Source organism: Streptomyces sp. NRRL B-24484 (assembly GCF_000717715.1).
Lineage (GTDB): Bacteria > Actinomycetota > Actinomycetes > Streptomycetales > Streptomycetaceae > Kitasatospora.
Window position 1 is genome coordinate 1 of sequence record NZ_JOAI01000017.1, and the last position, 10,590, is coordinate 10,590.

The 10,590-nt window shown below is 71.6% G+C and carries 8 protein-coding genes and 1 pseudogene; 5 read left to right on the forward strand and 4 right to left on the reverse strand.

Annotated features, from left to right (window positions below; all coding sequences use genetic code 11):
* Nucleotides 1-103: 103 nt before the first annotated feature.
* Nucleotides 104-424 carry a hypothetical protein gene (locus IE98_RS49115; protein WP_052390612.1) on the reverse strand — a complete coding sequence of 107 codons (321 nt, stop codon included), beginning with the start codon at nt 422-424 and terminating at the stop codon, nt 104-106.
* Here IE98_RS49115 and IE98_RS0116845 point away from each other — a divergent pair.
* Entirely contained in the window at nt 378-1,100 is a 723-nt protein-coding gene (locus tag IE98_RS0116845; RefSeq protein ID WP_052390613.1) for a D-alanyl-D-alanine carboxypeptidase, read from the forward strand. The genes IE98_RS49115 and IE98_RS0116845 overlap by 47 nt on opposite strands.
* 742 nt (nt 1,101-1,842) lie before the next feature.
* Here the strand turns inward: IE98_RS0116845 and IE98_RS0116855 are convergent.
* Together IE98_RS0116855 and IE98_RS0116865 are read right to left on the reverse strand one after the other, a co-directional pair.
* Nucleotides 1,843-2,349, reverse strand: coding sequence for a hypothetical protein (locus IE98_RS0116855; protein WP_159400942.1), 507 nt, complete (start codon nt 2,347-2,349; stop codon nt 1,843-1,845).
* Between the two features lie 771 nt (nt 2,350-3,120).
* Nucleotides 3,121-3,813, reverse strand: a complete 693-nt coding sequence (locus tag IE98_RS0116865; protein WP_030269732.1) for an ester cyclase — start codon at nt 3,811-3,813, stop codon at nt 3,121-3,123.
* Nucleotides 3,814-5,453: 1,640 nt separating this feature from the next.
* Between IE98_RS0116865 and IE98_RS0116875 the strand changes: the two are divergent.
* From IE98_RS0116875 to IE98_RS0116885, 3 genes and pseudogenes are all read left to right on the forward strand, one after another.
* A pseudogene (locus tag IE98_RS0116875) lies at nt 5,454-5,927 on the forward strand (IS5/IS1182 family transposase); the annotation flags it as partial.
* Between the two features lie 486 nt (nt 5,928-6,413).
* Nucleotides 6,414-7,625: a M4 family metallopeptidase gene (locus IE98_RS0116880; protein ID WP_030269736.1), complete on the forward strand. Its 1,212-nt coding sequence runs from the start codon at nt 6,414-6,416 to the stop codon at nt 7,623-7,625.
* Between the two features lie 81 nt (nt 7,626-7,706).
* Nucleotides 7,707-8,006 (forward strand): protealysin inhibitor emfourin, encoded by a 300-nt coding sequence (locus IE98_RS0116885; RefSeq protein WP_030269738.1) that lies wholly within the window; start codon nt 7,707-7,709, stop codon nt 8,004-8,006.
* A gap of 39 nt (nt 8,007-8,045) precedes the next feature.
* Here IE98_RS0116885 and IE98_RS49120 read toward each other — a convergent pair whose 3' ends face one another.
* Nucleotides 8,046-8,210, reverse strand: a complete 165-nt coding sequence (locus tag IE98_RS49120) for a hypothetical protein (protein ID WP_159400943.1) — start codon at nt 8,208-8,210, stop codon at nt 8,046-8,048.
* A 1,032-nt stretch (nt 8,211-9,242) separates the two neighbouring features.
* Between IE98_RS49120 and IE98_RS0116895 the strand changes: the two genes are divergently transcribed.
* Nucleotides 9,243-10,100 (forward strand): thermonuclease family protein, encoded by an 858-nt coding sequence (locus IE98_RS0116895; RefSeq protein ID WP_030269741.1) that lies wholly within the window; start codon nt 9,243-9,245, stop codon nt 10,098-10,100.
* Nucleotides 10,101-10,590 lie beyond the last annotated feature (490 nt).

A 10,590-nucleotide genomic window follows, 5' to 3' on the forward strand; every position in this document is an offset into this window, starting at 1 on the left:
ACAGGGACGGCACAGCACCCCTCGCATCCCCGCTCCGGCGGTTCCACGGGAGCGGGGATGCGCACCCACGAGCACCACACCACTCCCCCGGGCCACAGTGTCATCAGAGGGTGCCGTTGGCGTGGGCTTCGGCTTCCTGGTCGACATCAGCCGGGTCCTCGTCAACGGACGGGCCGCCGGTTCCCGGGTCGGCGAGGCAGAGTTCGGCGATGGCCAGGTCCCAGCCGAGGGCGCCCCACGGTTCGCCGTCCTCGTCGCCCTCGTCGTCGGCGGGCTGCGGCTTGCCCGCGGCGGGGCTGTCGAGGAGCGCAACCAGGTCGGTGATGGTGTGGACGATCGCCGCCGACGCGGCACCCGTGCTGCGGGTGAGCCCGGTCGTGGACCCGGCCGCCTTCGGACGGACGGCCCTGATCGAGGCGCTCACCCGGGCCGGCGTGATGGTGACCGCCGACCCGGGCGGCGCCAACGACGAGGACGGCCTGCCCGCCGCGTACGCGCCCGGCTCCGACGTCGCCTCCTACGTGTCGCCGCCGTTCAGCCAGTACGCCCGGCTGGTGCTCAAGGTCAGCCACAACCTCGGCGCCAACCTCGGCCTCTGCCTCATGGCGGTGACCGCGGGCAGCACCGACTGCGCGGCCGGGTTCCCGGTGCTCCGGGCGTTCCTGGAGGCCGCGGGGGTCGACAGCGAGCAGGTACAGCTCGCGGACGGCCGCGGCGGCGACCCGGTCGACCGGGCCACCCCCGCGGCGGCCAACCAGCTGCTCCGGTACTGGCTGCACACCCCGGACGCCGAGGCGTTCCGCGACACCCTGCCGGTCCTCGGCGAGGACGGCACGCTGGACGGCTTCTGCACCGGCTGCGCGGGCGTCGGCAAGGTTTTCGCCAAGACCGGGACGGTCGCCGGCTTCGACGCCCTGAACGAGCGGTTGGCGGTGGGTGCCGAGACCGTCGCCGGCTACCTGGTGACCCCCTCCGGCGAGATCCGGACGTTCTTCGCCGGGGTCAACAACCTCGCCGTGGCCGACCTCGACGCCTTCATCTCCCAGGTCATCGAGGACGTCGCCGAGGCCTCCTCGATCCTCCAGCAACAGGGCGGCTGATCCCCCGCCGCCGCCCGGCCCCCGGCCCCTGGTCACGCCGCCCTCGGCGTCCGGAGGCCGGGGGCCGGCGTGCAGCCGCTCAGGTCGGGTGACGGCCCGTCCCAGGAACCCGTGGAGGACCTGCTGGCCCTGCGGGGCGAGGGTGGCCAGGGGGCGGCGGCCAGGAGCCCGAGCAGGCGTTCGCGCAGTGCGGCGCCGTCGGCGGCGAGGACGAGGTGCCAAAATCCTGACCGCCGGCGAAGGAGTCGCCGCGCCGCTCGCTCGTTCACCGGCCGCCCCGCCGACCGGTGGGGCAGCCGCGGCGGCCGCGCCCCCTTCCTCGGCAAGGACGAGGCCCCGCGACGTCCCGGCCCCCACCCCGAGCCGGCGACCATCGGCACCGACGCCAACGGCGCACCGGTGATGGCGAACCTGCCGCTGCAGCGCCGGGTCGACGGCGCGGGGCGGCTCGGCTCCCCCGGAACAGACGGCTTCTCGGGAACGGGCGGCCTGTCGCCGGGCGCCGTGGTGGTACCGACTGCCCCTGTGCGGTGGCGACCACCCGCGCACCGGCCCGGACCGGGTGGCCGCCCACCGCGTACGACCAGAGCCTGCAGCGGCTCGCCGAGGCTCTGATCGGCCGGCTCTCCTGATCCGGGACGGGCCGGCTCTTGGCCTGTCCGGCGTGCGCCGCTTCGTGGGCGTCCACCGCCCCACGGCTGGGCGGGCGTCCGCCTGCGCGGCCGCGGGGCGGACCGTGGCGTCAGGACGTGGGCATGACCAGGAGGAGGCCGCCTTCGAGGCGGTCCTGAATGTGTCGGCCGTGCGCGGCGCAGACGACGACGGTGCCGCCCTGCGTGTCCATCGCCAGGAAGGTCGCCGGTTCACCGCACGGGCTCCGGGTACGGTCGTAGCCCCATCCCGCGCCGCACTCCTCGCACCACGAGCGACCGTTTTCGGTTCTCAGCGTCGGTCCGCAGCGCGGACATACTCCCCACCACGCCGTGCACGACCCGGGCCACTGGGCGGCCCGGACCCGGGCGAGCTTCTCCGCCGCCTCCCCGATCCGCCGTGCCGCCCGGGTGAGCGTCTCGCCCACATCGCCCGGCAGCGCTCCTCGCACGGCCCGCGGCAGACCGGTCTGCTGCTTCAGTCGCTCCCGCACGGCGGCGACGTCCCGCGCCAGTGCGTCGGCGCGGGCCTGGAGATCCCGCAACTCCGCAGGCGTCGGCTCACCATCGCCTGCGGCGGATTCGGCATCCGCAAACAAACCACTCACCCCCGACAACGCCGCCGTACACCAGCAGGTCCCCGGCCCGATGCCCCACCTCCGGCGGTCACCGGCCGGGAACGCGTCGTGATCAAACCATGGCACCCGCGCCCCGGCAAGAGACGAAGGTCACGCAGCCGAGCCAAACGATCACCACCGGCAACGCGATCATGTCCGCGGGCGCGGGCTGCCTGCCACACGGTCGGGACCGAAGTGTGAGCGTGAGCGGGGGTGACCGTCTGTTCACACGTCCACAGCCGCGGTCGGGCCTTGGTTCATCCGCCCGCGGCGCCATGGGACCGTGCGCGGACCTGCACCTGTCCCGGGGCTCGCCTCGGCAGTGAAGCGCCGAGGTGGCTCCGTGCGTGCGAGTCACCGCGGACATGGTGCCGTGCCGGCGACGCACGGACATCTCCTCGTCGGCACCCCGACCACTGTCCACATCCGGCGAGGCACGGGCGTGTGTGCCGGGCGTGCCTCGCATAATCGCGGCCGCGCCCTGCGGCCCCGGCCTTGTGACCGGAAACGCGGGGCACGGCCGGCGCATCAGATGTGGCCGTGGCGCTTCACAACCCGCCTGCCCCGGGCGAACAGCATCGCGGCGTGGGCGGACTTGCGGCAGACCACGACGGCGACCACGTCCTCCTCACTCTCCACCCGCAGGAAAAAGTGGTGGGATTCGCGCGAGGCGGCGCCGGTCAGCAGCCTCGCCGGACCGCGTTTCACCTGCTGCTCACACTGCTCGCGGCCAGGCGGGTGTGGTGGCTCCGGTCAGCCGGGCATCATGCCCATCTGCCGCATCATTGCGACGGCGTCCCAGCTCCACCAGCCTTCCTTGGCCATGCCGTCCTCGAACCGCCAGATCGTCATGCCTGCGGCCTCGATTGTCTTGTTGCTGGCCGGCATGCCCATGTACTCGCCGATGTGGGTGCCACGCCACATCCAGCGGGTGACGACCTGGTCCCCCTCGGCGATCTGGCTCTGGATGTCGAAGGTGAAGTCGAACGCGCGGCGGTAGCCCTCGATCATCTCCTTGACAGCCGCCGGGCCGACCATGTCGGCGTCCATCGACGGGTCGTGGTCCCGGTAGTCCGAAGCGACGAGTTCGTCGATGGCGGTCATGTCGCCGGCCGCGGGCTCCATCAGCAGTCGGCGGGCCGCGTCCTTGAGGAGCTGCTCGTCGCGGACCAGGTCGAGGTTGGTGAACGTGGGCGGCTCCTGGCACAGGGCCACCATCTCCCGGAAGATCCGGTCGGTCTCCGGCAGGCCCGAGTTGCGCATCGCGGCCTCGTACGAGGGGAACTCGACGATCTCCACGATGTGCCGGCCGTCCTCACGGTCCGATCCGACCATCGCGTGGGTGGCGGTGCGCCTGCCCTGGGTCTGCTCGATCCAGGTGTCCATCAGCTGGTTGAGCTCGTCCGGCCGCTCCGTGCGACACTCGACGATCTGCACGAACGTCATCGTGACCTCCCGGTCCCACGTCGGTGGCTTCACCCACCGGGTGTGCTGGCTCCACTGTGCCCCGGGAGGAGGCGGGCCGCCCTTCGGTGCCGAGGCGATACCGACGCCGCTCCACCGCCGAGCCGTCCGATCGCCGTCACACTGGCGATTCCGTGGCCGGAACCGCCGTCCGACTAACACGCAGCCGTTGTATCGCAGGCGGCCGAATCTTCCCCAGGTGGTTCGGCCAGGGGACGGTTGTCCCGCCGATCGGCCGCGACTCCCCCCGACCGACGTCACCGGCGCCCGACCCCGTCGCCCCGCCCCTCGAAGATTCTCAGCCAGAACACCGGGTAGAGCGACATCGCTTCAATCGGGCCAACCCTGCGGCAACCAGCCGGCCGGCTCGGTCCAAGACCGATGGTGGGCCCGCTGCCATGTGCTGGACCTCGATTCGGGCCGCACAAGCAGGGCGGTTCCGGGGTGGCCCCTCCGCCGGAGCCGGCGCTGTCGGACCGCGGACTGTACCTGTCGAGGGGCAGCAACCGGCCCCGGGCGACAGCGTCTTCGGGCCGACACCGCGGTCGTCGGCATGGCCTGGGGTTCGAACGGGTATGTCAAAGGTCGGACCCGGCCGGCACTCCCCCACGGAACACACAGCCGGGCCCAGGCGAGGGACCAGGGCCGCCCAGCGCTCCCCCCACGGAGGCAGAGGCGGCCTTCGTCTTGCCCATCGCCGCTACGCAAGGTACATGACAAGTCTACCCAGCGCTACTACACGGCCGACCGTACGGTCCGGTCGACGCCTCACGGCTCCTTCCGGCACAGGTTGGCCCGCCCCGCCTGACTGGGTATCCGCATGTGTGGCGGCCGGTACGAGATGGGGACAGCGGGCAGAGCAGGTATGACGCGCCTGCTCCTCATCGGGCGACCCGGCCGTGCTCGCCGGACAGCAGCAGTCGGGCGGCCCGACCGGCGCCGGCAGCGTGCACACCGACCTGCCGGGACATCAACCGACCGGGACCTGCAGGTGCGGTGAACCGGGCGCATACCCGCGCAGCCGCCCACGAGCAGTGACCACGCGCAACGGACACCGGCCACACGTCCATGAACACGGGACGGGCCCTCCGCCTGTCCTGACGCCCACTCACCCGGGGTGCTCCATCATCGGCTGCCGGTCACGGCTGCAGCCGGCCGACTCGACACGACCACCCCCGCCATGGACGGCGGCCGGGAATCGTTGGCGAGCGGGCGTCCGACCGTGCCCGTGGCCACCGCGATCCTCCCAGCGTGCAGGCAGGCTGGAGCGCCTCTCACCCGCGCCGGTCCGTCGGCTCGCTCTACGCCACCCTGCCGGACTCCCATTCTGTGATCCCAGGCGCCAGGCACCTCCACAGGATGCAGGTCCGGCGCCGAAGTCCGGCGTCCCGCCGGGTCGAGCCGCACGAAATGCCGGCCGCTGCAGGCGCCTCCCGCGCCTGGGCCCGGCCGCGAACAGCACGTCAGCCCAGTTGCCCGTCGCGGCCGCTGCGCGCAGCCGCACACCTCGCCGGTCGGCACGTTGGCCGGCGCGCCGACTGCGACCCTGCGGCCGTCCCACAGGGCCCGATCACCTCGCCCCAAAGCTTGTTGCAGATGTCTCTGGGGGGCATCTCCCTTGTATTGGTGGGGTGTTGAAGGCCGAGTCGGTGTGGGTGGAGACGTTCACGGGTCTGCGGATGCGGCAGTTCGAGGGCCTGGTGCGGGTGGTCCGTGAGCGGGGTGGCAACGGGCCGGGTGGGGGTCGGCCGTGGTGTCTGCCGCTGGCGGACCGGGTGCTGTCGGTGGCGGTCCACTACCGCACGAACCTCACCATGCGGCAGTTGGCGCCGCTGTTCGGGATCTCCACCGCCACGGTGTGCCGTGTGGTGCAGCGCCTCGGTCCATTGCTCGCGCTGGAGCCCGCACTACGGCGGCAGCCGGGCGTCGAGCGGCTGTGGATCGTGGACGGCACCCTGGTCCCGGTGCGCGACCGCACCGTCGGGGCCTCCGGCCGCAACTACCGGTTCTCGGCGAACGTGCAGGTCGTCATCGAGGCCGACACCCGACTCATGGTCGCCGCCGCACGCCCGGCACCGGGCAGCAAGGTCGATGCCGGCAACCTTCGCCGCGGGCCGCGGGATGTTTTGCTGGATCTTTACGTTCTGCGCGTGGGTGCCGGTGAGTGACCGTCGGGGAATCCCGCTCCCGGCCCGGAGACGACCCGCGGGCCGCTGCAGGGCCGGTACGAGGCCGTTGTCGGCACCGGTCGACGGATCATGCCGGTCGGGTCGACGTCCCGTCACCACGGAACCGCTGCCGCTGCGTAGTCGAATTCTCCCGGAGATGCGCGGAATTGATCCGTTGTGTCCCGCGTTTCGTTTGCCGGTCGCCACCGGCGGCAGGAAGCTGGGGATATCAGCGTGGCCCTGCCGCTGAAACCGGTCGTGCGCCGGTGGTGAGAGCCGGTCGCCGATCCCGCGTTCGCCGGCCCGAAGGCTTTCTCGAGCTCCACCTGCCCGGGCGGCGACATGAGCATGCGCGAGCCCGCAGCCGGAGCCGTTAATCCTTCAACCTCCGCTTCCATTCCCAGGAGGTGTCCCATGACAGGGACCCGCCCCGTCAATTGCATCATCCCCCCGTACATTCTCGAGAAGCTCCTGGAGAGCGACGACAGGGACGTGCGCCAGGACGCACTGGACACCCTGCTGACCACCGCCCGCCTGCGGGGCGAGCGGGCGGTCCGGTCGTCCTTCGCCGGCGCGGCCGCCCCCGGTGACGGTCGGCGGACCATCTTCGACTGCAAGCACAGCAGGTTCCTCGACCTCGCCGACCTCGCCCGGTCGGAGGACGGACCCGAGTCCGCGGACGCGTCCGCCAACCGGGCGTTCGACGCCCTCGGTCTGACCCGGGATTTCTACCGCGAGGTGTTCCAGCGCAATTCGATCGACGGCCGGGGGATGCGTCTGAACGGGTACATACATTTCGGCGTGAAGTACAAAAACGCGTTCTGGGACGGACAGGAGATGGTCTTCGGTGACGGCGACGGAGTCAAGTTCGGCGACTTCACCGGCTCCCTCGACGTGATCGCCCACGAGCTGACCCACGGAGTCACCGACTTCACCGCGGAATTCGAGTACCACAACCAGTCCGGCGCCCTGAACGAGTCGATCTCCGACGTCTTCGGGACGCTGGTCAAGCAGTGGGCGCTGAAGCAGTCGGTCGAGGAGGCGGACTGGCTGATCGGGACCGAGGTGTGGACCCCGGGAATCGACGCCGACGCCCTGCGGTCGATGAAGGCCCCGGGCACGGCGTACGACAACCCGTTGTTCGGCCGGGACCCGCAGCCGGACCGCATGAGCAAGTTTGTCCACATGCCGGACACCGAGGAGGGCGACAACGGCGCCGTGCACTACAACTCCGGCATTCCGAACAAGGCGTTCTACCTGACCGCGATGCGCATCGGCGGGTACGCCTGGGAGCGTGCCGGGCACCTCTGGTACGAGTCGCTCAAGGCCTCCGAAGCGCACTTCCAGTTCCAGGACTTCGCGGACGTCACGTACCGGAAGGCCGGGGAGCTCTACGGCGACGGCAGCGCCGAGCAGCTGGCCGTGCTGGCGGCATGGCAGGAAGTGGGGATCCAGATCAGCGGGATCCCGGCCGGGGTCGCCCGGGCGCGGATCCTCGAGGTCGACAGGAACGGTGCCGCGGGTCGGGAGGACGGCCTGGCAGGCGTCCACAGGCAGCTCGGGGCGCTGAGCGCACAGGTGACGGAACTGGCCAGGGAAGTTGCCGCACTGAAGCGGGCCGGGTGACCACCAGAAATTGCCGCGGACCGGTCCTCGGACGATCGTGACGGCAGGAGCGCCGCTCGATCGACCGGGAGGTAGTGCGCGATGAAGGTGACGCTGGCGGAGCACGGCGGGCTGGCGGCGGCGGTCGACCAAGGCCACCGGCCCAGGGCGCTGGACAGCGACGCCCTGCCCGAGAACACCGCAACGGAACTCGCCCGGCTGGTTGCGGAGGCCGCCGTGATGCCCCAGGAGAGTGGGACCGGCCGTGCCAGGGATGCGATGAGCTACACGATCACGGTCGAGGAGGGCGGCCGTTTGACGGTTCTCACCCAGTCGGACGCGGCCATGTCCCCGGCGTTCGCGACCCTCCTGACCTGGCTCGAGAAGCACTTCGCCCAGTAGTGGCACCGAAGCGGTGACACCGACGACCCGGCCGCCGGTTCAGATGCCGGGGCTGCCGCGTTCCGAGCCGAGGGCCCAGGACCCGGCATGGCCGGCGCCGCCGGCGGAGCGGCTGACGATGTCCCCGGCCGTCCGCCCGCCGAGCATGCCGGTCCGGGTCGCGAAGGCCGGCAGCAGGGCGTGCAGGGCGCGGCCGCCGGGCATGCGTGGGTGCCGCCGGTTCCTACCCGCCGGTACGCAGCCGCGCGGCATCGACGCCCTGCACCGTCCGCAGCTCATGACGACCGGTCACGGTGGCCGGTTACGACGCCCGCAGGCGTCCGAGACGCCTGGAGACCCCCTGTGAGTGCACCACCTGGACTGCGCCACCATGTGCCCCTTCGGCGGCCGACTCCTGCTCGGCAGCGGCGCAACACCGGACAACGACGGGAAGGCAGCCGCCCGCTCCGCAGGGCCGAGCCCGGCGAACCGCTCGCCGGCCATCGAGTCCGCGGACACCGCCGGACGGAGAGCCGGCCTCGCAGGGCTGCCCGGCACACAGTGGGACCGCGCCGGGCAGCGCCCCGGTGACGCGCACTCAGATCCACGCCACGCACCACGCACGGCGGCCGAGGGCCGGTAGCCGGCGCACGGCGGCCGGTAGCCGGAACGGGCGCCAAGCCGCCCGGCCGGGTCGGCCGGCTGTCGCCGGTGCCCGGCTGCGGGGCTGCCCGCACCGCCTACAGCCGGCCCCGCCAGGGGCGTGACGTTCCCTGCCATGACGGGCCTGCACCAGCACCACCGGCGACCCGGCGTCGCAGCCCCGCACCGAACCGAAGCGGATACCGGCCCCACCAGGTCGCCGACTCCTTCCCGGCCGCCGGCGCACACAGCTCCAACGGGGCGCGGTTGCATGCCGTGCACCCGCCGCCACACCGGGACATCACGACGCCCACAGCCGCAAGAGAGACCACACGAGGGGCCCACCCCGCGCCGAGCGCATCCGGCAACCGACCGCCGAACACCGACCGGGCCGCCCCACACCGACGCAACCCGCGCCGCCGCAGCCGGCACCACCCGGCTCCGCGATCCGCCGACGGCGCGGCGGTCATTGAGGCCGATCGGATACGAACGTACAGTGGCGACGCCTTCGTCATCCCGTGACGAGGCGGACACCCACGGTGAACTACACCGCACGAACCGGCGGACGCCGACAGATCACGCATGCGGCGCCGCCCTCCCATCCAAGGGGATGCCATGTCCATGCTGCTTGTTCTCGGCGAGTGCCGGATCATCGGTACCGAACCGGACGGCGACACCATCCACTTCGTCCCCACCAACCCGCTGGCCTTCGACAAGCTCAAGGACGCCCCCGTCGAGGTCAAGAACGGCATCGCCAGGCTCAGACTCGAAGGCATCGACGCCCTGGAGACCCACTACGACCGGACGGGGCCCAGGATCCGCCAGCCCGCCGAGTTCGGCGACAGGGCCGCACAGGAACTCCTGACCTTCCTCGGATTCACCGACGTCCAGCGCATCGGACAGAAGGTCGTCTCGGCCAACCCGCCACAGACCCCCGCATGGGTCCTCACCCAGGGCGGCGACCCGTTCAAGCGCTGCGTCGCCCTGCTCGGCACCGGCACCCCTCCCGGCGCCGACGGCACCGAGGTACAGGTGGACACCCCGCTGCTGCAGACCACCGTCAACCACCACCTGCTCAAGACGGGCCTGGTCTACCCCGGCTTCTACGACAAACTGTTCCGCAACCTCCGCGAAGAACTGGCCGCCGTCACCCGCCAGGCACGCGAAGCCGGCCTCGGCCTGTGGCCGCTCGACACCACCACCACCCCGGGCGGAGCACCGATCACCGGAATGCCCTCCCTCACCGAAGTCGTGATCCTCCCCAAGCTGTTCCGCAGGCTCGTCGACCACTTCAACCTCGTCGAACAATCCCTCACCTGCTTCCCCGCCTACCTCGCCGGCAAGGAGGACAACGTCGAAATCCTGTCGACAAGGACGAAACAGCTGAGCCTCGCGCCCCTGGTCCAGATCATCAACGACACAGCCGTCCGAATGACCGCACAACCCGAGGACACCGTCTACGCCGAAGGCTGACCAGGCCACACACCATCAGGCCACACACCATCAGGACCCACACCACCGACCCGACAGGACACCGGAACACAGACACTGCACCCGAACTGCAACAGCCGGGCCGCTGCCGAACCTGCCCCCGAGATCCCGACGCCGTCCCCGAACAGGTCCAGGCGCCAGGGCCGAAGGACATACCGACGCATCTCTCCAACGGGCCCGGGCGCCGAGCCCGAGGCCCGACCACGAGGCGGCCCAGACCCTGTCGCACCAGCCCGAGCATGAGAACCGGCACCTGCGGAAGTTGCGCGGCCGTCAGGCAGTGGTAGCGGCGCCGAGGGCCTTCCGCCACTCGGCGCCGCGGAGCCATACGCAGTCACCTCCGGATCATCCGAACGCCGGTCGACGTGTGCCGTCGCCCGATGCGCAGCGCAGTGGACGCGGACAGAGCCGTTGCTGCCGGACCCGCCGCCGAGGACGGGCGGGCGCCGGCGGGGGCACCGGCAGGCGAACG